Annotated in this window: 20 protein-coding genes; 5 read left to right on the plus strand and 15 right to left on the minus strand. The window is 74.2% G+C overall.

Annotation, left to right across the window (positions count from 1 at the left end; all coding sequences use genetic code 11):
* Positions 1-112: 112 nt before the first annotated feature.
* The 8 genes from E4U92_RS11795 to E4U92_RS11830 form a co-directional block, all read right to left on the minus strand.
* Complete coding sequence (locus tag E4U92_RS11795; protein WP_137300285.1) at positions 113-631, minus strand: DUF4240 domain-containing protein; 519 nt, start codon at positions 629-631, stop codon at positions 113-115.
* 79 nt (positions 632-710) lie between these two features.
* Positions 711-1,685, minus strand: a complete 975-nt coding sequence (locus E4U92_RS11800; RefSeq protein WP_137300286.1) for a helix-turn-helix transcriptional regulator — start codon at positions 1,683-1,685, stop codon at positions 711-713.
* A 94-nt stretch (positions 1,686-1,779) separates the two neighbouring features.
* On the minus strand, positions 1,780-4,482 hold the full coding sequence (gene aceE / locus E4U92_RS11805) for a pyruvate dehydrogenase (acetyl-transferring), homodimeric type (protein WP_137300287.1): 2,703 nt from the start codon (positions 4,480-4,482) through the stop codon (positions 1,780-1,782).
* A gap of 342 nt (positions 4,483-4,824) precedes the next feature.
* Positions 4,825-5,448, minus strand: a complete 624-nt coding sequence (locus E4U92_RS11810; RefSeq protein ID WP_067231619.1) for a GntR family transcriptional regulator — start codon at positions 5,446-5,448, stop codon at positions 4,825-4,827.
* Positions 5,449-5,632: 184 nt separating this feature from the next.
* The gene (sucB, locus tag E4U92_RS11815; RefSeq protein WP_137300288.1) at positions 5,633-7,492 is read right to left on the minus strand and encodes a 2-oxoglutarate dehydrogenase, E2 component, dihydrolipoamide succinyltransferase; all 1,860 of its coding nucleotides are present in this window, start codon (positions 7,490-7,492) and stop codon (positions 5,633-5,635) included.
* 67 nt (positions 7,493-7,559) lie between these two features.
* Positions 7,560-8,948 (minus strand): dihydrolipoyl dehydrogenase, encoded by a 1,389-nt coding sequence (gene lpdA / locus E4U92_RS11820; protein WP_168374648.1) that lies wholly within the window; start codon positions 8,946-8,948, stop codon positions 7,560-7,562.
* 356 nt (positions 8,949-9,304) lie between these two features.
* On the minus strand, positions 9,305-10,828 hold the full coding sequence (locus tag E4U92_RS11825; protein WP_137300290.1) for a leucyl aminopeptidase: 1,524 nt from the start codon (positions 10,826-10,828) through the stop codon (positions 9,305-9,307).
* A 305-nt stretch (positions 10,829-11,133) separates the two neighbouring features.
* Positions 11,134-11,928: an adenosylcobinamide-GDP ribazoletransferase gene (locus E4U92_RS11830; RefSeq protein ID WP_137300291.1), complete on the minus strand. Its 795-nt coding sequence runs from the start codon at positions 11,926-11,928 to the stop codon at positions 11,134-11,136.
* A 60-nt stretch (positions 11,929-11,988) separates the two neighbouring features.
* Here E4U92_RS11830 and E4U92_RS11835 point away from each other — a divergent pair, with 60 nt between their 5' ends.
* The gene (locus tag E4U92_RS11835) at positions 11,989-12,747 is read left to right on the plus strand and encodes a hypothetical protein (RefSeq protein ID WP_137300292.1); all 759 of its coding nucleotides are present in this window, start codon (positions 11,989-11,991) and stop codon (positions 12,745-12,747) included.
* On the opposite strand, the gene E4U92_RS36250 is transcribed toward E4U92_RS11835, so the two are convergent.
* From E4U92_RS36250 to cobT, 3 genes are all read right to left on the minus strand, one after another.
* A complete protein-coding gene (locus tag E4U92_RS36250; RefSeq protein ID WP_174863808.1) occupies positions 12,657-13,412 on the minus strand; it encodes a hypothetical protein in 756 nt (251 codons plus the stop codon). The genes E4U92_RS11835 and E4U92_RS36250 overlap by 91 nt on opposite strands.
* Positions 13,409-15,184, minus strand: coding sequence for a phosphatidylglycerol lysyltransferase domain-containing protein (locus tag E4U92_RS11845; RefSeq protein WP_137300293.1), 1,776 nt, complete (start codon positions 15,182-15,184; stop codon positions 13,409-13,411). Before E4U92_RS11845 ends, E4U92_RS36250 begins: the two co-directional genes overlap by 4 nt.
* 139 nt (positions 15,185-15,323) lie before the next feature.
* Positions 15,324-16,430 (minus strand): nicotinate-nucleotide--dimethylbenzimidazole phosphoribosyltransferase, encoded by a 1,107-nt coding sequence (gene cobT / locus E4U92_RS11850; RefSeq protein ID WP_137300294.1) that lies wholly within the window; start codon positions 16,428-16,430, stop codon positions 15,324-15,326.
* 178 nt (positions 16,431-16,608) lie between these two features.
* Here cobT and E4U92_RS11855 point away from each other — a divergent pair, with 178 nt between their 5' ends.
* The gene (locus E4U92_RS11855; protein ID WP_137300295.1) at positions 16,609-17,523 is read left to right on the plus strand and encodes a class I SAM-dependent methyltransferase; all 915 of its coding nucleotides are present in this window, start codon (positions 16,609-16,611) and stop codon (positions 17,521-17,523) included.
* Positions 17,524-17,622: 99 nt separating this feature from the next.
* Here E4U92_RS11855 and E4U92_RS11860 read toward each other — a convergent pair whose 3' ends face one another.
* Entirely contained in the window at positions 17,623-18,840 is a 1,218-nt protein-coding gene (locus tag E4U92_RS11860) for a bifunctional adenosylcobinamide kinase/adenosylcobinamide-phosphate guanylyltransferase (RefSeq protein ID WP_137300296.1), read from the minus strand.
* Positions 18,841-18,952: 112 nt separating this feature from the next.
* Between E4U92_RS11860 and E4U92_RS11865 the strand changes: the two genes are divergently transcribed.
* Positions 18,953-19,165 carry a hypothetical protein gene (locus E4U92_RS11865; protein ID WP_137300297.1) on the plus strand — a complete coding sequence of 71 codons (213 nt, stop codon included), beginning with the start codon at positions 18,953-18,955 and terminating at the stop codon, positions 19,163-19,165.
* Between the two features lie 88 nt (positions 19,166-19,253).
* Here the strand turns inward: E4U92_RS11865 and E4U92_RS11870 are convergent, their stop codons facing one another.
* From E4U92_RS11870 to E4U92_RS11880, 3 genes are all read right to left on the minus strand, one after another.
* Positions 19,254-20,402, minus strand: a complete 1,149-nt coding sequence (locus E4U92_RS11870; protein WP_137300298.1) for a S1C family serine protease — start codon at positions 20,400-20,402, stop codon at positions 19,254-19,256.
* 95 nt (positions 20,403-20,497) lie between these two features.
* Complete coding sequence (locus tag E4U92_RS11875; RefSeq protein ID WP_137300299.1) at positions 20,498-21,235, minus strand: class I SAM-dependent methyltransferase; 738 nt, start codon at positions 21,233-21,235, stop codon at positions 20,498-20,500.
* Positions 21,236-21,318: 83 nt separating this feature from the next.
* A complete protein-coding gene (locus E4U92_RS11880; protein ID WP_168725097.1) occupies positions 21,319-21,918 on the minus strand; it encodes a DUF3043 domain-containing protein in 600 nt (199 codons plus the stop codon).
* Between the two features lie 313 nt (positions 21,919-22,231).
* On the opposite strand from E4U92_RS11880, the gene E4U92_RS11885 reads away from it, so the two are divergent.
* Positions 22,232-23,005, plus strand: coding sequence for a PspA/IM30 family protein (locus E4U92_RS11885; protein ID WP_137300510.1), 774 nt, complete (start codon positions 22,232-22,234; stop codon positions 23,003-23,005).
* A gap of 57 nt (positions 23,006-23,062) precedes the next feature.
* Complete coding sequence (pspAA, locus tag E4U92_RS11890) at positions 23,063-23,341, plus strand: PspA-associated protein PspAA (RefSeq protein WP_137300301.1); 279 nt, start codon at positions 23,063-23,065, stop codon at positions 23,339-23,341.
* Positions 23,342-23,366: the final 25 nt, after the last annotated feature.

The raw sequence follows: 23,366 nt of genomic DNA on the forward strand, positions 1-23,366 counted from the left end.
AAGGCGGAGGAGGGCGTCGATGCGGAGCATCGACAACCGACGACAACGCAGCAGATGTGCGTGCCAAGCCCCGCGGCCCCGGGGTGATCCGAAAGACACGGCCTAGACCGGGCTACTCGCGGAAGCGGTCCCAGAGCTTCGGGTACCGCTCGGCGAGGACCTGCTCGTCCTCGAAGTCGATCGGGGTGCCCTCCGGTTCGGCGGCCGGGGCGGGCAGGCCGAGGTCGGGCGCCACGGTCCCGGTGAGCTGCTCATAGGCCTCGTCGGCCGCGTACCCCAGCTCCTCGCCGTCGCCGTCGATCTCCTCGTCGAAGTCGTCCAGCAGGTCGGCCAGCGAGTCCGGGTCGTGCAGGGCGCCCTCGAAGACCTCCCGGCCCTGCCCGATCAGCCAGCAGCGGAAGAAGTCGAACGCGTCGTCGCTCGCCCCGTCCAGCAGCACCCAGGCGGCGCCCCACAGGTCCCAGCGGTAGGCACGCTGGTAGCGGGACTCGAAGTGACGGGCGAAGTCCAGCACCGCGTCCGGGTCCAGGTCGAGCAGCCGGGACACGAGCAGGTCGGCCTGCTCCTCGGGATCGCCCTCGGCGGCCTCGCGGGCCGTGTCCACCAGCTCCCAGAACTCCGTCTCGTCCATCACGTGCTCCAGCATCGTGCCTGGGCGGGGCAGACGCACGCGGAGTGCGGGGGATTCGGTGGGCGGAGCGTGAAGACTTTCAGCGGTCGTACAGGCGTGCGAGGCGCTGCGCGTCCTCCCGGAACCGTTCACGCAGCGCCGTCGGCTCCAGCACCTCCGCCTCCGGGCCCAGCGAGGCGAGCTGGGCGTGGGCGACCTCCTCCGACTCCACCGGCAGCGTCAGGGCGGTCCAGCCGTCCGCGTCCGGCGGCCCGGCCCCCTCCAGCACCTCGCGCGCGACGGCCGGGTCGACGGCGTACGGCAGGGCGCGTACGCCCGCCGGGGACAGCCGGACGACCACCTCGGCGCGCAGGATCGAGCGCCCGAACCGCTCGGCCTGCCCCGCCCAGAACGCCGGCAGGTCGAACTCCGGGTCCCGCTCGAACCGCTCCTGCCGGGCGGTCACGGCGACGAACCGGTCCAGGCGGTAGGTGCGGAAGGAACCGGCGCCCGCCACCCGCGCGCACAGGTACCAGACGCCCGCCTTCAGCACCAGACCGTACGGCTCCAGCTCCCGCTCGACCTCGTCGGCGCCCCGCCGGTAGCGGGCGTCCAGGAGCCGGTCGTCCCACACCGCCTGCGCGACGACGGGCAGCGGCGCGGGCGTCTGCGGGTCCCGGAACCAGGCGGGCGCGTCCAGGTGGAACCGCTGCGCCGCGCTGCGCGGCGCGTCCCGCAGGGAGGGCAGCAGGGCCGCGGACACCTTCAGCCGGGCCGCCGACGCCACGTCCTCCAGCCCCATCTCGCGCAGCGCCCCCGGCACCCCGCTCAGGAACAGCGCCTCGGCCTCGCCGCGCGCCAGCCCGGTGAGCCGCGTCCGGTACCCCCCGACCAGCCGGTACCCGCCGGACCGCCCCCGGTCGGCGTAGACGGGCACGCCCGCCTCCGACAGGGCCTGGGCGTCCCGGGTGACGGTCCGCTCCGAGACCTCCAGCTCCCGGGCCAGTTCGGCCGCGGTCATGGAGGGCCGTGACTGCAGGAGCAGCACCATCTTGATCAGCCGGGCAGCGCGCATGGGCCCATGATGCCGAGCCCCACCGACAGCGAAGGAAAGCGAAGGGGTACGGCGGTGACGCCGTACCCCTTCGCCTCTGTCCGGACCCGAGGTCCTACAGGCCGTACTTCTCCCGGGCTTCCTTCACCGCCGCGGCCTTGACCTCGCCGCGGCGCGCGAGCTGCGCCAGGGCCGCCACCACGATGGACTCGGCGTCGACGCCGAAGTGGCGGCGGGCCGCCTCGCGGGTGTCCGAGAGGCCGAAGCCGTCGGCGCCCAGCGAGGACCAGTCCTGGTCCACCCACTGCGCGATCTGGTCCGGGACCTGGCGCATGTAGTCGGACACCGCCAGCACCGGGCCCTCGGCCCCGTGCAGGGCCTGCCGGACGTACGGCACCCGCTCCTCGCCGCGCAGCAGGGCGGCGTCCGCCTCCAGCGCGTCGCGCCGCAGCTCCGTCCAGGAGGTCGCGGACCACACGTCGGCCGCCACGCCCCACTCGTCGGCCAGGAGCTGCTGCGCCTTCAGCGCCCAGTGGATCGCCGTGCCGGAGCCCAGGAGCTGGATGCGCGGGGCGTTGGCCGGGACGGTGACGCCCGCGGACTCCGCCGTGTTGAAGCGGTACAGGCCCTTGACGATGCCCTCGTCGATGCCGGGGACGGCCGGCTTGGCCGGCTGCGGCAGCGGCTCGTTGTAGACCGTCAGGTAGTAGAAGACGTCCTGGTCCTCGCCCGGGGCGGCCTCGCCGTACATCCGGCGCAGACCCTCCTTGACGATGGCCGCGACCTCGTAGGCGAACGCCGGGTCGTAGGTCAGGGCCGCCGGGTTGGTCGCGGCGATCACCGGCGAGTGGCCGTCGGCGTGCTGCAGGCCCTCACCGGTCAGCGTGGTGCGGCCGGCCGTGGCACCGACCAGGAAGCCGCGGCCGAGCTGGTCGCCGAGCTGCCACATCTGGTCGGCCGTGCGCTGCCAGCCGAACATCGAGTAGAAGATGTAGAACGGGATCATCGGCTCGCCGTGCGTCGCGTACGACGTCGACGCGGCGATGAAGTCGGCCATCGAACCGGCCTCGGTGATCCCCTCGTTGAGGATCTGGCCGTTCTTGGCCTCCTTGTAGTACATGAGCTGGTCGCGGTCGACCGGCTCGTACGTCTGGCCCTTGGGCGAGTAGATGCCGAGCGACGGGAACAGCGACTCCATGCCGAAGGTGCGCGCCTCGTCGGGGACGATCGGCACCCAGCGCCTGCCGGTCTCCTTGTTGCGGACCAGGTCCTTCACCAGGCGCACGAACGCCATGGTGGTGGCCACGTTCTGGGAGCCGGAGCCCTTGTCGAAGGAGGCGAACGCCTTCTCCGCGGGGGCGGGCAGCGCCGGGACCGGGTGCACGCGGCGGGCCGGGGCGGGGCCGCCGAGGGCCGCGCGGCGCTCCTGGAGGTAGCGGACCTCGGGGGAGTCGGCGCCGGGGTGGCCGTAGGGGACCACGCCGTCGACGAAGTCGCTGTCCTTGATCGGCAGGTCCAGGCGGTCGCGCATCGCCTTGAACTCCTCCACCGACAGCTTCTTCATCTGGTGGTTGGCGTTCTTCGACGCGAAGCCCTCACCGAGGGTGTGGCCCTTGACCGTCTGGGCTAGGACCACGGTCGGCGCGCCCCGGTGGGCGAGCGCGGCCCGGTAGGCGGCGTAGACCTTGCCGGACTCGTGGCCGCCGCGGGAGAGGTGGAAGCACTCGAGGATCTTGTCGTCGCTCAGCAGCTTCGCCATCTCGGCGAGCGCCGGGTCCTTGCCGAAGAAGTCCTCGCGGATGTAGGCCGCGTCGCGCGTCTGGTACGTCTGCACCTGCGCGTCGGGCACCTCGCGCAGCCGGCGTACCAGGGCGCCGGTGGTGTCCAGGGCGAACAGCTCGTCCCAGGCGGTGCCCCAGAGCGTCTTGACGACGTTCCAGCCGGCGCCGCGGAACTGGGCCTCCAGCTCCTGCACGATCTTGAAGTTGGCGCGGACCGGACCGTCGAGGCGCTGCAGGTTGCAGTTGATGACGAAGGTCAGGTTGTCCAGGCCCTCGCGGGCCGCCAGGGCGAGCGCGGCGGTCGACTCCGGCTCGTCCATCTCGCCGTCCCCGAGGAACGCCCAGACGTGGGACGAGGAGACGTCCTTGATGCCGCGGGCCGTCAGGTACCGGTTGAAGCGGGCCTGGTAGATCGCCGACAGCGGGCCGAGGCCCATCGACACCGTCGGGAACTCCCACAGCCAGGGCAGCCGGCGCGGGTGCGGGTAGGACGGCAGGCCGTTGCCGCCGGACTCCTGGCGGAAGTTGTCCAGGTGCTGCTCGGTGAGGCGGCCGTCGAGGAAGGCGCGGGCGTAGATGCCGGGGGAGGCGTGGCCCTGGATGTAGAGCTGGTCGCCGGAGCCGTCCCCCTCCTTGCCGCGGAAGAAGTGGTTGAAGCCGGTCTCGTACAGCCAGGCCGCCGAGGCGAAGGTGGCGATGTGGCCGCCGACGCCGTGCTTGGCGCCCCGGGTCACCATCGCGGCCGCGTTCCAGCGGTTCCACGCGGTGATGCGGGCCTCCAGGGCCTCGTCACCGGGAACGGCCGGCTCGGCGGCGGTGGGGATGGTGTTGACGTAGTCCGTCTCGAGGAGCTTGGGCAGCGCGACGCCGGTGCCCTCCGCGCGCTCCAGCGTGCGGCGCATCAGGTACGCGGCACGGTGCGGGCCGGCCGCCTTGGCGACCGCGTCCAGCGAGGCCTGCCACTCGGCGGTCTCCTCGGGGTCGCGGTCCGGGAGCTGGTCGAGCTCGCTCGGCTGGATGGCGTTGGGGTCGGTCATGTCGCCGCCTTCCTCAGTCGAAGGGGGTTCCCTCATCGTCAAGGGTTCGGGGGTGCCCTAGGTCTTTGGCAGGACAGGGCTGGAGCTTCGGTGGAAGCCCGTCGCGACTGTAACTCCCTGATCGATGATCGATCAAAGGGGTGAGGGGCAAAACCTCTTGATCACGGGAAAGTCGGCACGGGGTGCCTCCGGCGGTGGCACCGGGTGACTGGGGGAGGTGGGTGTTTGTGCAGGTGAGCGCGGGTGGGCTCGAGTGGTGCGGTGCGGTGGCGGGTGCGGGTTCGGGGTGGCTGGTCGCGCAGTTCCCCGCGCCCCTTCGGCGCGGTTCCCGCGCCTCCCCCGTCAGGGGCGGGGGGCGCAGCCCAGGACGTGGGACTTGACCAGGTCCGCGATGCGGGGGTCGCGGCGCTGGAACGCCTGGACCAGTTCCTCGTGCTCCTCCGCGTACGACTGCTGGACCGTGCCCAGCCAGCGGATCGACAGGGCCGTGAAGACCTCGATGCCGAGGCCCTCCCAGGTGTGCAGCAGCACCGAGTTGTGCGCGGCGCGCACCAGTTCGCGGTGGAAGCCGACCGTGTGCCGGACCTGGGCCGTGCCGTCGGCGTTGCGGTCGGCCTCGTACAGGGCCGACACGTGCGGCTCCAGCGCCGAGCAGTCGGCCGCCAGCCGCTCCGCCGCCAGCTCCGCCGCGATCGCCTCCAGGCCCGCCCGGACCGGGTAGCTCTCCTCCAGGTCGGCCGCGGTGAGGTTGCGGACCCGCACGCCCTTGTTGGGGGCCGACTCGATCAGCCGCAGCGACTCCAGCTCGCGCAGGGCCTCGCGGACCGGGGTCTGGCTGACCTCCAGCTCGGTGGCGATCCGGCGCTCCACGATGCGCTCGCCCGGCTGCCAGCGCCCGCTGACGATCCCCTCCACGATGTGCTCGCGGATCTGCTCGCGCAGCGAGTGGACGACGGGCGCGGTCATGAGGGCTCCTTCGGGAAGGCTGACGTTTAGACAATACGGCCGGTTCGCTCCGCCGGTGGGACGCCTGGGCGTGCTGGGGTGCAGGTGAGACGAGGCTTACACACCGGGTGTGACGGCGGTGTGACGGCGAACGCGAACACCCCGCCCGGAGGAGCTCCGGACGGGGTGCCGTGGGCGTCGGGGGTTACAGACCGAGCTCGACCTCGAACTCGCCCGCCTCCAGGATCGCCTTGACCGCGGTCAGGTAACGGGCCGCGTCGGCGCCGTCCACCAGACGGTGGTCGTAGGACAGCGTCAGGTACGTCATGTCGCGGACGCCGATGACCGTGCCCTCCTCGGTCTCGATGACGGCCGGACGCTTGACCGTGGCACCGATGCCGAGGATCGCGACCTGGCCCGGCGGCACGATGATCGTGTCGAACAGCGCGCCGCGCGAGCCGGTGTTGGAGATGGTGAAGGTCGCGCCGGACAGCTCGTCCGGGGTGATCTTGTTGCCGCGGACCTTGCCCGCCAGCTCCGCCGTGGCCTTGGCGATACCGGCGATGTTCAGGTCGCCGGCGTGCTTGATGACCGGGGTCATCAGGCCCTTCTCGGAGTCCACCGCGATACCGATGTTCTCGGAGTCGAAGTAGGTGATCGTGCCCTCGGCCTCGTTGATCTTGGCGTTGATGACCGGGTGGGCCTTCAGCGCCTGGGCCGCCGCCTTCACGAAGAACGGCATCGGGGAGAGCTTGACGCCCTCGCGCGCGGCGAACGAGTCCTTGGCCAGCGCGCGCAGGCGCATCAGCCGGGTCACGTCGACCTCGACCACCGAGGACAGCTGGGCCTGCTCGTGCAGGGCCTTGACCATGTTGTCGCCGATGACCTTGCGGATGCGGGGCATCTTGACGGTCTGGCCGCGCAGCGGGGAGACCTCGAGCGTCGGGGCCTTCTTCGCGGCGGGGGCGGGCGCGGCGGCCTGGGCCGGGGCGGCGGCGGTGGCCTTCGCGGCCTCGGCGGCGGCGACCACGTCCTGCTTGCGGATCCGGCCGCCGACGCCGGTGCCCTTCACGGAGCCCAGGTCGACGCCGTGCTCGGCGGCGAGCTTGCGCACCAGCGGGGTGACGTAGGCGCCCTCGTCGCTCGCCTGGCCGGCGGGCGCCGCGGGGGCGGCCGGGGCCGGGGTGACCGGGGCGGGCGCGGCCGGCGCGGGAGCCGGGGCCGCGGGCTGCGCCGGAGCCGCCGGCTGGGCCGGGGCCGGAGCGGCGGCGGCCGGAGCGGGCTGCGCCGGAGCCGGAGCCGGAGCCGGGGCGGCGGGCTGGGCCGGGGCCTCGGGGGCGGCGGGCTGCGCCGGCGCCGGGGCAGCGGCGGCGGGCTCCGCGGCCGGGGCGGCCGGGGCGGGGGCGGCGGCCGGGGCGGCACCCGGGGCGCCGATCACGGCCAGCTTGGCACCGACCTCGGCGGTCTCGTCCTCGCCGACCACGATCTCCAGCAGCACACCGGAGGTGGGCGCCGGGATCTCGGTGTCGACCTTGTCGGTGGAGACCTCGAGCAGCGGCTCGTCGGCCTCGACGGAGTCGCCGACCGACTTCAGCCAGCGGGTGACGGTGCCCTCGGTGACGGACTCGCCGAGCGCGGGCAGGACCACGTCCGTGCCCTCGGCGGCACCGCCGCCGGACGCGGCCTCGGCGGTGGGCGCCGGAGCCGGGGCGGACTGCTCGGTGGAGGGCTGCGCGGCCGGGGCCGGCTCGGGGGCCGGCGGGGCGACCTCCTGGGCGGCCGGGGCCTGCTCGGCGGCGGGGGCCGGCTCGGCGGCCGGGGCGCCGGTGCCGTCGTCGATCACGGCCAGCTCGGCGCCGACCTCGACGGTCTCGTCCTCGGCGACCTTGATGGAGGCCAGCACGCCCGCGGCGGGGGAGGGGATCTCGGTGTCGACCTTGTCGGTGGAGACCTCGAGCAGCGGCTCGTCGGCCTCGACGCGCTCACCCTCGGCCTTCAGCCAGCGGGTGACAGTGCCCTCGGTGACGCTCTCGCCGAGCGCCGGAAGGGTTACGGAAACCGCCATGGTTTCGGTTGCTCCTAACGAATTGCGGAAGTCTGTGTCGTCGCTTGTGACGTGGCGCGACCGAGGGTCAGTCGTGCGCGTGGAGCGGCTTGCCGGCCAGGGCCAGGTGGGCCTCGCCGAGCGCCTCGTTCTGCGTCGGGTGGGCGTGGATGAGCTGGGCGACCTCGGCCGGCAGCGCCTCCCAGTTGTAGATCAGCTGGGCCTCGCCGACCTGCTCGCCCATGCGGTCGCCGACCATGTGGACGCCGACCACGGCACCGTCCTTGACCTGGACGAGCTTGATCTCGCCCGCGGTCTTGAGGATCTTGCTCCTGCCGTTGCCCGCCAGGTTGTACTTCAGAGCGACGACCTTGTCCGCGCCGTAGATCTCCTTGGCCTTGGCCTCGGTGATGCCGACGGAGGCGACCTCCGGGTGGCAGTACGTCACCCGCGGGACACCGTCGTAGTCGATCGGGACGGTCTTCAGACCGGCCAGACGCTCCGCCACCAGGATGCCCTCGGCGAAGCCGACGTGCGCGAGCTGGAGCGTGGGGACCAGGTCACCGACGGCGGAGACGGTCGGGACGTTGGTGCGCATGTACTCGTCGACGAGGACGTAGCCGCGGTCCATGGCGACCCCGGCCTCCTCGTAGCCGAGGCCCTGCGAGACCGGGCCGCGGCCGATGGCGACGAGCAGGACCTCGGCCTCGAACTCCTTGCCGTCGGCGAGGGTGACCTTGACGCCGTCCTGCGTGTACTCGGCCTTCTGGAAGAAGGTGCCGAGGTTGAACTTGATGCCGCGCTTGCGGAACGCGCGCTCGAGAAGCTTGGAGGAGTTCTCGTCCTCGACGGGGACGAGGTGCTTCAGGCCCTCGACGATCGTGACGTCGGTGCCGAAGGACTTCCACGCGGAGGCGAACTCGACGCCGATGACACCGCCGCCCAGGATGATCGCGGACTTGGGCACGCGGTCCAGGACGAGGGCGTGGTCGGAGGAGATGATGCGGTTGCCGTCGATCTCCAGGCCGGGCAGCGACTTCGGCACGGAGCCGGTCGCCAGCAGGACGTGGCGGCCCTGGACGCGCTGACCGTTGACGTCGACGGAGGTGGGGGAGGACAGCCGGCCCTCGCCCTCGATGTACGTCACCTTGCGGGAGGCGACCAGACCCTGCAGACCCTTGTAGAGGCCCGAGATCACGTCGTCCTTGTACTTGTGCACACCGGCGATGTCGATGCCCTCGAAGGAGGCCTTGACACCGAACTGCTCGCTCTCGCGGGCCTGGTCGGCGATCTCGCCCGCGTGCAGCAGGGCCTTGGTGGGGATGCAACCCCGGTGCAGGCAGGTGCCGCCGACCTTGTCCTTCTCGATCAGGGCGACGTCCAGGCCCAGCTGCGCCCCGCGCAGGGCCGCGGCGTAACCACCGCTACCACCGCCGAGGATCACTAGGTCGAAAACGGTGCTGGCGTCGTTCGCCACGTCACGTCCTCCATGCATGTGCGCCACGCCGGTCGTCGCTGACCGGTCGGCGGCTGGTGTCCGGCCGCTCTATGTTTCGGCCCTGTGGGTGGGGCCCTGTCCTGCCGAGCCCCATCTTCGCACTTGTCGCACCCCGACGAGACGCGGGGCCGGGGTGTGAGACGCAGCACGTCCACCGGAAATCAAGGACGCCCGGACGGGGGGCACCGGCCGAAAAGGGACGGTGCGCTCCGATCGGACCGAGCAGCGACCGAGCGGCGACCGAGCGGAAAGGGGGCGTCGGGGACTGCGCGAACAGTCCCCGACGCCCCCCACGGTCGCCCCGCCGCCGACCGGGCCGCGCCCTCAGGCGGACGTCAGCCCAGGTCGCCGGCCGCCGTCAGCTCGGCCAGCCGCACCAGCGTGCGCACGGCCGTGCCGGTGCCGCCCTTGGGCGTGTACCCGAAGGGCCCGCCCTCGTTGAACGCCGGCCCCGCGATGTCGAGGTGCGCCCAGGTGATGCCCTCTCCCACGAACTCCCGCAGGAAGAGCCCGGCGACCAGCCCGCCGCCCATGCGCTCACCCATGTTCGCGATGTCGGCGGTCGGCGACTCCATGCCCTTGCGCAGGTGCTCCGGCAGCGGCATCGGCCACGCCGGCTCGCCGACCTCCTCCGCGGCCTCGTGCACGGTGGTGCGGAAGGCGTCGTCGTTGGCCATGATCCCGAAGGTGCGGCTGCCCAGCGCCAGCATCATCGCGCCGGTCAGGGTCGCCACGTCCACGATCGCGTCCGGGGCCTCCTGCGAGGCCGCCCACAGCGCGTCGGCGAGCACCAGCCGCCCCTCGGCGTCGGTGTTCAGCACCTCCACGGTCTTGCCGCTGTACATCCGCAGCACGTCACCCGGACGGACGGCGGTGCCGGACGGCATGTTCTCGGCGAGCGCCAGCCAGCCGGTGACGTTCACCTCCAGGCCGAGCCGCGCGGCGGCGACGACGGCGGCGAACACGGCGGCCGCGCCGCTCATGTCGCACTTCATCGTCTCGTTGTGCCCGGCGGGCTTCAGCGAGATGCCGCCGGAGTCGTAGGTGATGCCCTTGCCGACGAACGCCAGGTGCTTGTCCGCCTTGGAGTGCGTGTACGACAGCTTCACCAGGCGCGGCGTCGCGGCCGAGCCGCCGCCGACGCCCAGGATGCCGCCGTAGCCGCCCTTGACGAGCGCCTTCTCGTCGAGCACCTGCACCTTCAGGCCGTGCTGCTTGCCCGCCGACGAGGCGATCGCGGCGAACGCCTCGGGGGTGAGGTCGTTCGGCGGCATGTTGATCAGGTCGCGGGCGCGGTTGAGCTCCTCGCAGACGGCGACGGCCCGGGCCAGCGCCCCCTTGTGCGCGGCGTCGCGCGTCCTGGTGCCGAGCAGCACGGCGTCGCCGAGCGGCGCCTTGCCGTTCTTGGCCTTGCCGCCGCCGTTGTCCTTGTACGTGTCGAAGGAGTACGCGCCGAGCAGCACGCCCTCCGCGATCGCACCGACGTCACCCGCGTCCGTGACCGGCAGCGCGAAGGCGGCCTTCTTGGCGCCGGTGAGGGCGCGTGCGGCCGCGCCGGCCGCCTTGCGCAGGGCCTCGGGGTCGAAGGAGGCGTCCTCCTCGGGCTCCCCGCCCAGCCCCACCGCCACCACGAGCGGTGCCTTGAAACCGGCCGGGGCGGGCAGCTTCGTCACCTCGCCCTCGGCGCCGGACGCGCCGAGGGTTTCCAGGACGGCGGCGAGCCGGCCGTCGTAGGCCTTGTCCACGGCCTCGGCGCCCGGTGCGACGACCGGGCCCTTCGCGGCCTTGGCGACACCGATCACGATCGCGTCGGCCCGCAGGCCGGGCGCCGCGGCGGTGCTGAGAGTGAGAGCAGTCACGGTGGTGAAATCTCGCTTCCGATGTGAAGTTGCGTGGCCGAAAAGTGTGGGTCGACCGGCCCGGGAGCCGACCCTAGAGCCGGGCCGGGGGTGCGGTCGCGGGCGGGGTGCGTCCCACCGGCGCGGCGAACCGGCGGGAACGAACTCCGCAGGAGGAGCGTACGCGCGCGTGCCCGTGCACTCCTGCCCGGGAGTGTTCACCCGTGTGTGGCACCTTGGCCACCCGGTGATCCTCGCACCGTCCGGCGGGTGACACGCCGTGGGGGAGACGGCCGGTGCACCGGCCGCCCCGGGCGGCGAGGGCGTCAGCCGCCCAGGGTGAGGGCCACCAGGGTCACGGTCGCGGCTGTCTCCGCCACGCCGCCGAAGACGTCCCCGGTCACCCCGCCGAAGCGGCGCACGCAGCGGCGCAGCAGCAGCTCGGCCAGGGCCGCCCCGGCCAGCAGCGCGAGCGGCGTGCGGACGGCGCCGGCGGTGCCGAGCAGGGCGCCCGCGGCGGCCGCCCCGGCCGCGCAGCCCGCGGCCACGGCGAGCGCGCCCGGCACCGGCACCACTCCCGCGACCGCCGCCCCGAGCCCCTCCGGGCGGGCGGCCGGCACCCCGGCGCGCGCGGCGAGCGTGAGCGCCAGCCGGGCGGCGACCGCGCCGACGACGGCCGCGACGGCACCGCGCGCCCACGAGTCGTCGTACAGCCGCGCCAGGGCGGCCACCTGGGCCAGCAGCACCAGGACGAGGGTGAGCACGCCGAACGGCCCGATGTCCGACTGCTTCATGATGCGCAGCGCGTCCTCGGCGGGCCGGCCGCTGCCCAGCCCGTCGGCGGTGTCGGCGAGCCCGTCTAGGTGCAGGCCCCGGGTGAGCGCGGCGGGCACCGCGACCGAGGCGACGGCGGCGAGCAGCGGGCCCGCGCCCAGCAGGAGCAGCAGCAGGCCGAGCCCGGCGGACGCGGCGCCGACGACCAGCCCGGCCACGGGCGCGGCCAGCATGCCCCCGCGGGCCGCCGCACGGTCCCAGCGGTGCACCCGGACGGGCAGCACGGTGAGGGTGCCGAAGGCGAAGCGGAGGCCGTCGAACGACGAGGTCGGCGGGGTCTCGGTCACCGGCGCAGGCTACCGGCCGCTCCGGCGGAGCCCGCCGGGGGTCCGGACTAAAGTGCGCGTATGGGACATTGGTTGCAGCGCAACATCGTCGAGCCGGGCAAGCTCCCCCTGCTCCTCGCCCTCGCCTCCTTCGTCCTGACCTTCCTCATCACCCGCCTGATCACCCGGCTCATCCGGGCCGGCAAGGGCCCGTTCGGCAACGTCCAGGCGGGCGGCGTGCACATCCACCACGTGGTCCCGGGCATCGTGCTCACCGTCATCGGCGGCTTCGCCGCGGTCGCCGGCGGCCGGCACGGCTTCGGCTCGTGCGCCGCCGCGGTCGTCTTCGGCATCGGCGCCGGGCTCGTCCTGGACGAGTTCGCGCTGATCCTCCACCTCGACGACGTCTACTGGAGCGAGGAGGGCCGCAAGAGCGTCGAGGTCGTGGTGGTCACGGCCGCCCTCGGCGGGCTGCTGCTGCTCGGCTTCTCCCCGTTCGGCGTCAACGACATGTCCCCCGGCGAACTCCAGGACCGCGGCTCGGTCGTCGCCAGCGTCGCCGGCAACTTCCTGCTGTCCCTGGTGGCCCTCTTCAAGGGCAAGCTGCGCACCGCCCTGTTCGGCGTGATCGTCCCCCTGGTCGCCCTGGTGGGCGCGGTCCGGCTGGCCCGCCCCGGCTCCTTGTGGGCCCGCCGCTTCTACGGCCGCCGCCCGCGCGCCCGCGCCAAGGCCCAGCTCCGCGCCTACCGTCACGACCGGCGCTGGGCCCGCCCCCGCCGCGCGCTGGAGGACTGGCTGGGCGGCAAACCCGACCCGGCCCCGCTCGACCGGGGCCGCTGACGCGCCCCGCACCGCGCCTGCCGCTGGCGCGTCCCGCACAGCGCGTACAGCACCAGCACCGCCGCGATGGCGGCCAGGTGCTCCTTGCCGGCCAGGTTCTCCTTGACCAGCACCTCCACCACCATCGCGAGGGCCACCGCGCCGGCCGTCACCCGGGCGCCGTAGCGCAGCGCCACGACCACCGCGAGCCCCACCACCGCCGCCGACGGCCCGGTGTCCACCACGCGCGCGTCCGAGGCGGGCAGCCCCAGCGGGTGGCCCGGGCCGAGGGCGATGCCCACGCGCGCGTAGAGGGTCCCGGCGAGCGTGGCGGCGTACGCCACCGCGAGCGTGCGCCACCGGCCCAGGCAGATCTCGGCGATCCCGAACACCAGCAGCACCTGGACCAGCGCCCCCCACACCGGCAGGTCCGGCGCCGGCACGAACAGCGACAGGGGTGTGCGCAGCAGGGCGAGCCACAGCGGGTCCTCCGCCCGCACCGCCCCGAGGTCCCGCACGCCGCGCATCCCCCACGGCCACTGCTGGGCGACGTGCAGCACGCCCGTCAGGCACACCGCGCCGAGCGTCATCGCGACCGCCCCCGCGCGCCGCCCGGCGAGCCCCTCGCGCACGGTGCCGTACAGCGGCCCCCACTCGGCGCGCACCCAGCGGGCGGCCACCGTCATCCGCGCCGCTCCAGGCGGCCCCGCCCCGGCCGCTCCGGCGGGCCGGGCAGCCCCGGCAGCTCCAGGAACCCCTCCGCGCGGGCCGACGCGAGGCCGATCCGGGGCAGGTCCGCGCTCTTCTCGAACAGCAGGAACCGCGGCTCCCAGATGGGCCGGTACTTGGCGTTGGCGCGGTACAGCGACTCGATCTGCCACCAGCGCGAGAAGAAGCTGAGCAGCGACCGCCACAGCCGCAGCACCGGCCCGGCGCCGAGGCGGGCACCGCGCTCGAAGACCGAGCGGAACATCGCGAAGTTGAGCGAGACCTGGGTGACGCCGAACGCCGGGCAGCCGCGCAGCAGTTCGATGACCATGAACTCCATCAGCCCGTTGGCGGGGTGGGCGACGTCCCGGTCACGGCGCATCAGGTCGAGGGACAGGCCCCGCGGTCCCCACGGCACGAACGACAGCAGCGCCTTCGGGCGGCCCTCGGCGTCGGCGCACTCGACCATCACGCACCGCCCGTCCTCCGGGTCGCCGAGCCGGCCGAGCGCCATGCTGAAGCCCCGCTCGGTGGCCCCGTCCCGCCACGCGTCGGCCCGCCGCACCAGGGCCCGCAGTTCGTCGGCGGGGATCTCCTCGTGCCGGCGGATGCGCACGGTGTACCCGGCCCGCCGCACCCGGTTGTACGCCTGCCGCACGGTCCGCATGGCCCGCCCCTCCAGGGTGAACTCGGCGACCTCCACGATCGCCTCGTCCCCGAGCTCCAGGGCGTCGAGCCCGTGCCGGGCGTAGACGGTGCCGGCCTCCTCGCCCGCCCCCATCACGGCCGGGATCCAGCCGTGCGCCCGCGCCTCCTCCAGCCACGGCTCGATCGCCCCCGGCCACGCCTCGGGGTCCCCGAGCGGGTCCCCGGAGGCCAGCGAGACCCCGCCGACGACGCGGTAGGTGACGGCGGCCTTGCCCGTCGGCGACCAGATCACGCTCTTGTCCCGGCGCAGCGCGAAGTATCCGAGGGAGTCGCGCTCCCCGTGCCGCTCCAGCAGCTCCCGCAGCCGCTTCTCGTCCTCGTGGCCGAGCGGGTCCACCGCGCGCCGGGAGCGGAACGCGGCGTACAGGACGGCCAGGACCAGGACGGTGCCGAGCACGTTCACGGTGACGTCGACCCAGGTGGGCGGGGCGATGCCCGGGGTGTGCCGCTCGTCGGAGACGACCGAGACCAGCCGCAGCGTGCCGTACCACCAGCGCCCGGCGAACGTCGAACGCGCCGCGTCCGGCGCCCGGTCGGTGACCGTGACGAGCAGCGCGGCCAGCAGCGAGGCCCCCAGCAGGCCGCACCCGGCGACCAGCGCGGCGAGCCGGGGGTTGGCCCGGTCGCCCTTGGCGTAGAACTCGCCGCGCCCGGCGAGCAGGGTGGCCACGAAGCCGGCCGTGAGCGCCAGCGACACCCAGTTCTGCGGGTACCGGCGGACCTCCGGGAAGGCCATGGCGACCGCGAACAGCACGAGGAACGCCCCGCTGAGCGCGAGGTTCAGGATCCAGGCGGCCCGCTTGCGGCGGCGCATCGTGACGGCGAGGAACGCGGCGAAGACGCCCGAGGCGAAGCCGGCCGTCAGCAGGTACGGCGTGAACAGGTCCTCCTGGTTGTGCCGGCGCACGTCCTGCCCGAGGGAGACCCAGCCCGCGCTCAGGAAGTTGACGAAGGCGACGGCCCGCAGGTACCACACGGCGAGCGCGGCGGACCGCCTCGGGAGGGGACGGCGGTCGGGGCGGGGGGCGTGACGGTCTCCCATGACGGGCGATCATATGGGCCGATTCGGATGATTCAGCTGATTCGCCCGAATCGCGCCTTCGCCGCGCCCCGTCCGAGGCCGTCACCCCGTTTCACCCGTCCGCGTCCCGCGCGACCCGCCCCGCAGCGGACCTCTCCCGCTACTCCGCGGCGTCTTCTGCGTCCTCCGCGGAGCCCTTCGCGAACGCGTCGCCGGGTTCGTCCGTGCGCTCCGGCAGCTCCGCCGCCAGCGCCGCGGCGGCCCGGACCAGCGGGAGCGCCAGCAGGGCGCCCGCGCCCTCGCCCACCTGCACGCCCTGGTCCAGCAGCGGCTCCAGAGCCATCCGGTCCAGCGCCTTGGCCTGCCCCGGCTCGCCGCTGCTGTGGCCGGCCAGCCACCAGTCCGGCGCCCGGAACGCGATCCGCTGCCCCACCAGCGCGCAGGCGGCCGCGACCACGCCGTCCAGGACGACCGGCACCTTGCGCACCGCGCACTGCAGCAGGAAGCCCGTCATGGCCGCGAGGTCCGCCCCGCCCACCGCCGCCAGCAACTGCAGCTGGTCCCCGAGCACCGGCCGCGCCCGCCGCAACGCGTCCCGGATCGCCGCGCACTTGCGCATCCACGCCAGGTCGTCGATCGCGAGCCCGCCCCGCCCGGTCACCACCGAGGCGTCGGTCCCGCACAGCGCGGCCACCAGCACCCCGGCCGCCGTGGTGCCGCCGACGCTCACGTCCCCGAGCACGACGAGGTCCGTCCCGGAGTCGGCCTCCTCGTCCGCCACCGCCACGCCCGCCCGGAAGGCCGCCTCGGCCTCCTCCGGGGTGAGCGCGTCCTCGACGTCGATCCGCCCGCTGCCGCGCCGCACCCGGTGCCGTACGACGTCCGCCGGGAAGGCGTCCGGCGCGCAGTCCAGCGCCATGTCCACCACGCGCACCGGCACGTCGAGCCGCCGCGCCAGCACCGCGACCGGACGGCCGCCCGCCAGGATCTCCCGCACCAGCTCGGCGGCGGAGCCGGCCGGCCGCGCCGAGACGCCGAGCTCGGCGACCCCGTGGTCACCGGCGAACAGCACCACGCGCGGCCGCTCCACCGGCCGTACGGGCACGGAACCCTGCGCCGCCGCCAGCCACTCGCCCAGGTCGTCGAGGCGCCCGAGCGAACCGGGCGGCACGGCCAGCCGCTCCCGGCGCGCCTCCGCGTCGCGGCGGACCCCGCCGTCGGGACGCTCGATCAGATCGGTGAAGTCGTCGAGATTCAGCGAGCTCATTCGCCGAACAGTACCGGCACCGCCCGAACGGCCCCGCGCCACGGGCCCGGCCCGTGGCCGCGACATCTTTGCGCCCGTCAACGGCATCCCATACGTTCCCTTTCGGGGGGATTCGTCCGACCGCCCCGACCGCCCCGACGAGCCCGACCACCCGCCTTCCTCCTGCCGGGAGCCGCCGATGCCCGCACGGCCCATCCACGAGCCCCGCCGCGACGACTGCCCCTGGTGCGGCTCGAAGCGACTGCGCACCCGGCTGCGCACGCCCGACCTGCGGCTCGGCCGGCCGGGCACCTTCACGGTCGACACCTGCGAGGACTGCGCCCACACCTTCCAGAACCCGCGCCTGACCCCGGAGGGCCTCGCCCTGTACGGCGGCACGGCCGCGGAGGAGCCCGCCGACCGCGGGCGCCTGCGGGCGGTGGCGCGGACGATGCTGCGCCACGTCACCGAACCGGAGAGCTGGCTGGACGTCGGCACGGGCGACGGGCACTTCCCCGAGGCGGCGCAACGGGTCTTCCCCTACACGTCGTTCGACGGGCTCGACCTGACGGCGCGGGTGGTGCGGGCGCGGGACGCGGAGCGGGTCGAGGAGGCCCACGTGGGCTCGCTCACCGACCCGCGGGTGCTGGCCGGACTGCGCGGCCGCTACGACGTCGTGAGCATGCTGCACCACCTGGAGCACACCCGCGACCCCCGGCACGAACTGTGGGCGGCACGCACCGCCCTGCGCCCGGGCGGCCTGCTGCTCCTCGAACTCCCCGACCCGGCCAGCGCGTCGGCGGACCTGCTGGGCAAGTGGTGGCCGTCCTACGACCAGCCCCGCCACCTGCACCTGATCCCGCTGCCCAACCTCCGCGCGGAGCTGGTCGCCCAGGGCTGGCGGATCCTCGGGACGGACCGCCGCGCGGCCCACGTCCCGCGCGACCTGACGGCGGCCACGGCGCTCTACCTGACCCGCAAGGGCTTCCTCGCACCGCCCGGGCCGCTGCTGACCCTGGCCAGGGCGGCCGACCACACGCTGTCCCCGGCGGCCCGCCGCACCCGCTTCGCCAACGCCTACCGGGTCATCGCCCGCAAGGAGACGGCCCGCTGACGGCACGGCACCCGGCTGACGGCACGGCACCCCGCTGACGGCAGGCATCCCGCCGACGGCGCGGCAGCCCCTCACCCGGCGGCCGGGGCGGCGGCCCGGTCAGCCCCGCAGCACCAGCGCCTGACCCGCCACCACCAGCACCACCTGCTCGCACTCCGCCGCCACCGCCGCGTTCAGGCGCCCCAGTTCGTCGCGGTAGCGCCGCCCCGACGCCGTCGCCGGCACGATGCCGGAGCCGACCTCGTTGGAGACCAGGACCACCGTCCGCCGGGCCGACCGCACGGCCGCCACCAGCGCGGCCACCCGCTCGCGCAGCTCCCGCTCGCTCCCGTCCGCCCACAGCGCGTCGTCCCACGCCCCGACGGCGTCCATCGCGTCCGTCAGCCACAGCGACAGGCAGTCGACCAGCACCGGCGGCCCGTCCTCGGCGAGCAGCGGCACCAGGTCGCACGTCTCCCGCGTGCGCCACGACCCCGGCCGCCGCTCCCGGTGCGCGGCCACCCGCGCCGTCCACTCGGTGTCCCCGCCGCGCGACCCGCCCGTCGCCACGTAGACCACCCCGGGGAAGGACTCCAGCCGCCGCTCGGCCTCCACCGACTTGCCCGACCGGGCGCCGCCGAGCACGAGCGTGCGGCGCGGCACGTCGGGCACGGAGGTCGCGCTCCCGTACGCGCCGACCGCCAGCGAGGTCCCGTCCGCCACCTCCCGCGCCCCGGCGGCGGCGAGCCGGCGCCGCAGCTCGGCGCCCGGCGGCACGTCGTGGTCCAGGTGGACGGCGACCACGTCGGTGGCGGGGCCCACCGCGCCCACCGCGCGCAGCTTCGCCAGCGCGTCCGGCCGTCCCACCACGTCCAGCAGCACCAGGTCGTACCGCTCGGCCGCGCCCGAGCCCTCCTCCAGACCGGCCGGCGACCCGCCCGGCGGGAGGTACAGCAGCCGCTGCCCGTCCGGCCCCGTCACCGCGTATCCCGTACCGCCCGCGTCCAGCGCCACCGCCCGCACCCGATGCCCCGTCAGCACCGCCAGCTCCCGCCCGTCCGGCACCCGCCCGGGCTGCGGCAGCCCGGCCGGCACCTCCACCGCGGGACCGTCGTGCGGGTGCGACAGCAGCACCTGCCGTACGCCGCCCAGCGAACGCCCGGCCCGCGCGGCCGCGAACGCCGCGCCCGGGGTGAGGTCCAGCAGCAGCACCCCGTCCACGAGCACCGAGGCCGCCGCCCGCGCGCGTTCGCCGGGCGAGGCCGCGCACACCGCGCAGGGACAGTCGGGGCGGGGCAGTCCCGCGGGGGCACCGGTACCGAGCAGAGTCACGTCCACGCCCCGATTTTGGCGTGTCGCCGCAGGTCTTGCGCATCCGGCTAGGCTGCCAGCAGGAGCCGGACCAAGATCCGGCTCCTGCTCTGCACGTGTTCACACCAGGGAGGCGTACATGGCGGCATGGACGTGGCGGTTCGAGAAGACCGACGGGACGGAGGTCCAGCCCGCGGTGGAGCCGGAGGAGTTCACCACGCAGGGGGACGCCGAGTCCTGGATCGGCGAGCACTGGAAGGACCTGCTGGCGGGCGGTGCCGACCAGGTGCGGCTGTTCGAGGACGCCACGGAGATCTACGGCCCGATGAGCCTGCACGCCGACGGGTCCTGAGCCCTCGTCGGACAGCGGCGGGGACGGCCGCGGCCACCCGGGCCGACCGGGAAGGCAACCGTCCCCGCCGCGCTCCTGCGCTCCTGCGCTATTGCGCGCCCAGCGTGACGTCGACGGTCCGCTCGGCGCCGCCGCGGACGAACGTCACCTTCGTCCGCTGCCCCGGCCGGTCCGCCGCCAGCGCCTCCGACAGGGAGGTGATGTCGGTGATCCCGGTGTCGCCCAGCCGGGTGATGACGTCGCCGGGACGGATGCCGGCCTCGTCGGCCGCGCCGCCGCCCTTCACGTCGACCACCGCCACCCCGGCGGCCCGGAACGAGCCGTCCACGAACGTGCGGCCGGTGATGCCGAGCGCGGCCCGGCCCGAGTCGGTGACCTTCCCGTCCTCGACGATCTGGTCGGCCACCCGCTTCACCATCGACGCGGGGATCGCGAACCCGATGCCCGGCGCCGCGGCGTTGCCCAGGCCGGGATCGGTCGCGGCGAGCGTCGGGATGCCGATCACCTGCCCGTCCAGGTCGACCAGCGCGCCCCCGCTGTTGCCGGGGTTGATGGCCGCGGACGTCTGCACCATGTTCGGGATGGTGGCCCCCGTGCCGCCGTCCGAGCCGCCCTCGCTGACGGTCCGGCCGGTCGCCGACACGATGCCCTGCGTCACGCTCGACGCGAGCCCCAGCGGCGAGCCCATGGCCAGCACGATCTGCCCCACGGCGACCTTCGCGGAGTCCCCGAGGCGCGCGGCCCGCAGCCCGTGCGGCACCTTGTCCAGCTTGACGACGGCGAGGTCCTGGGCGGGGTAGGAGTAGACCAGCGTCGCGCTCAGCGGGTCCTTGCTGTTGGCGGTGGTCACCGTGAAGGTCTTCGCGTCGCCGACCACGTGGGCGTTGGTGACGATGTGCCCCGCGGTGTCGTACACGACCCCGGAGCCCAGGTCGGAGGCCGCCTGGATCTGCACCACCGACGGCAGCACGTCCTTGATCACGCGCTGGTAGTCGCCCTGGAGGTCGTCACCGGACCGGGCGACGGGAGCGGCCGCCTGGCGCGTGGTGTCCTGCTCGGCCCCCGAGGACGGCCCGGATGCCGAACACGCCGACAGCGGGACCAGCGAGCAGACCAGCGCGACGACGGCGGCGACCGGCCGCGCACCACGCGGTGCACGCGCACTGCGCAGCCCACGCGGTCCACGCGGACCAAGCGGTCCACGCGGACAGGCGGGGCGGGAGCGGGAGACGTCCATGTCCCGAGTCTGCTGGCGGACGCCCGCCCCGGCCCCCGGGACTCACCCGGACGAGGGGCCAGGCCCGAGCCCCGTGAACCCGGGCCGGCTGGGTCCTAGCCCCGCACCCCGCACAGGTGCAGCAGCGCCGCCACCCCGCGGTAGGGGTCCGTCTTGCCGGCCCGTTCCTCCGCCGCCAGCAGCGTCTCCAGACCGTCCGGCGGCTCGGCGCCGTCCGGCGTGGTGTCGGTGAACACCCGCACCCCGTACCAGGCGTGCAGCGGCGCGCCGATCCCGGCGAGCGTGTCGGTCAGCGCGGCCCGCCGGTCGGCCCGGGCGTCCACGCCCAGCCGGGCGGGCATACCCCCGGGCGAGTCCGTCCGAGCACGGGGGAGGTAGGAGACGCTGTCGAAGGCGGCCAGGGCGCCCGCCCAGTCGCCGGACAGCCCCGGGCGCATCGCCAGCGCGTCGCCGTTGCGCACCAGCAGCGACAGCAGGCCGCCGGGCGCGAGCACCCGGGCCAGCCCCGCCAGCAGGGCGTCGGGGTCCTGGAGGTACATCAGCACGCCGTGGCAGAGCACCACGTCGAAGCTGCCCGGCAGGAAGTGCGCGCCCGTCTCGCGGCCGTCGCCCTCGATGATCCGCATCCGCTCCCGGATACCCTCCGGCTCCCCGGACAGCGCCTCACGGGCCGCCGCGATCATCGCCGTGTCCTGCTCCAGCCCGGTCACCTGGTGCCCCAGCCGGGCCAGCCGCAGCGCCTGCGTGCCCCGGCCCATGCCCACGTCCAGCACCCGCAGCCGCTGCCCGACGGGGAACCGTCCGGCTATCTGCTCGTCGAGCTGCCGGGCCACCAGCTCCTGCCGTACGACATCCCGCAGCCCGCCCGGACCGTTGAGCCAGGCGTCGGCCGCACCCCCGGTGAACGACGTCGTGCTCAGGGCCGCTCTCCGCGCTTGACCTGCGGCTTGGGCAGCCGGAGCCGGCGCATCTGCAGCGAGCGCATGAGCGCGTAGGCGATGACGCCCTTGCGGTTGTCCGCCGGGAAGCGCTCCGTGAGCGCCTTGCGCAGCCGGAAACCGCTCAGGATCGAGTCCAGCACGATGAGGACGATCACCACGAGCCACAGCAGCAGCGCGATGTTCTGCAGCGAGCCCACCGGGACGATGCTGAGGACCAGGATGACCACGGCCATCGGCAGGAAGAACTCGGCCATGTTGAACCGCGAGTCGATCCAGTCGCGGGCGAACTTGCGGACCGGGCCCTTGTCGCGGACCGGCAGGTACCGCTCGTCGCCGCCCGCCAGCGCCTGACGCTGCCGCTCCAACTGGGCGCGGCGCTCCTCGCGCTGACGCTTGGCGGCGTCCTTGCGCGTCAGCGACGTGTTGGCGACGCTGCGGCGCTGGGACTGGGCCTCGTTGCGCTTGGGTGTGGGCCGGCCCTTGGGGGCCTGCGGGTCTCGGGGCTGCTTGGAGACGGTCACCGTCGCCTTGTCGGCGAGCGGGGCCTTCTCTTCCTTGGCACGGCTACGGAACACAAAACCCAAGGGTAAGCGCTCCCCGGGCATGGACCCCAGCCCCGCGGGGAACGATCCGGCAACGCCGGTCGTCGTAAGGGGACAGAGCGGATATCGCGGAGGGAGGGGGCCCGCCCCTCGGGGCCACTCGGGGATCACCTACTCCTCACGCCGGAGCAGGTACCCACCGCAGTCGTCCTCGGGGATGAGCGCATCGGTCCCCGAACAGTGCGTCAATGGAAGCAGGGCCCGTACTGTGGGTTCTGTCGCAGAGCTGGAGCTGGAGTCCGTCAGAAGGGGGCGCGCGAAGCCCATGAGCGGTGTCATGAAGCGTATGGGGATGATCTTCCGCGCGAAGGCGAACAAGGCCCTTGACCGGGCCGAGGACCCGCGCGAAACCCTCGATTACTCGTACCAGAAGCAGCTGGAGCTGCTCCAGAAGGTCCGCCGCGGCGTGGCCGACGTGGCCACCAGCCGCAAGCGCCTGGAACTCCAGCTCAACCAGCTCCAGCAGCAGTCGTCGAAGCTGGAGGACCAGGGCCGCAAGGCGCTGGCGCTGGGCCGCGAGGACCTGGCCCGGGAGGCGCTGTCCCGCAAGGCGGCCCTCCAGCAGCAGGTCACCGACCTCGAGACGCAGCACGCCACGCTCCAGGGCGAGGAGGAGAAGCTCACCCTCGCGGCCCAGCGGCTGCAGGCCAAGGTCGACGCCTTCCGCACCAAGAAGGAGACGATCAAGGCCACCTACACCGCGGCCCAGGCGCAGACCCGCATCGGCGAGGCGTTCTCCGGCATCTCCGAGGAGATGGGCGACGTGGGGCTGGCGATCCAGCGGGCCGAGGACAAGACGGCCCAGCTCCAGGCCCGCGCCGGCGCGATCGACGAACTGCTCGCCTCGGGCGCCCTCGACGACCCGTCGGGCATGCACAAGGACGACATCCAGGCCGAGCTGGACCGCCTCTCCGGCGGTACGGACGTGGAGCTGGAGCTGCAGCGCATGAAGGCCGAGCTGGCCGGGGGCGGCTCCGCCGACCGCCAGGCCATCGAGGGCGGCCAGGGCCAGCAGCCGCAGCAGCAGACCCAGGACACCCCGCGCTTCGACAAGCAGTAGCAGCCACGCAGCAGCCGACCGCAGGCCGAGCAGCAGGCCCACGCCGAGGAGGGCGACATGATCGTACGGATCATGGGGGAGGGGCAGGTGGAGCTGGACGACTCCCGCCTCACCGAGCTGAACGAGCTGGACGACGAGCTCCTGGCCGAGCTGGAGCGCGGTGACGAGGCCGGCTTCCGCCGCACCTTCACCGCGCTCCTCGACGCCGTCCGCCGGCTCGGCACACCCCTGCCGGACGACTCCCTGGAACCCTCCGGGCTGATCCTCCCGTCCCCGGACGCCAGCCTGGAGGAGGTCCGGGAGATGCTCAGCGATGACGGGCTGATCCCCGGCTGACGGCGCTCTTCGAGGAGCGGACGCC

This window comes from Streptomyces galbus, from assembly GCF_005280195.1.
GTDB classification, from domain to species: domain Bacteria; phylum Actinomycetota; class Actinomycetes; order Streptomycetales; family Streptomycetaceae; genus Streptomyces; species Streptomyces galbus.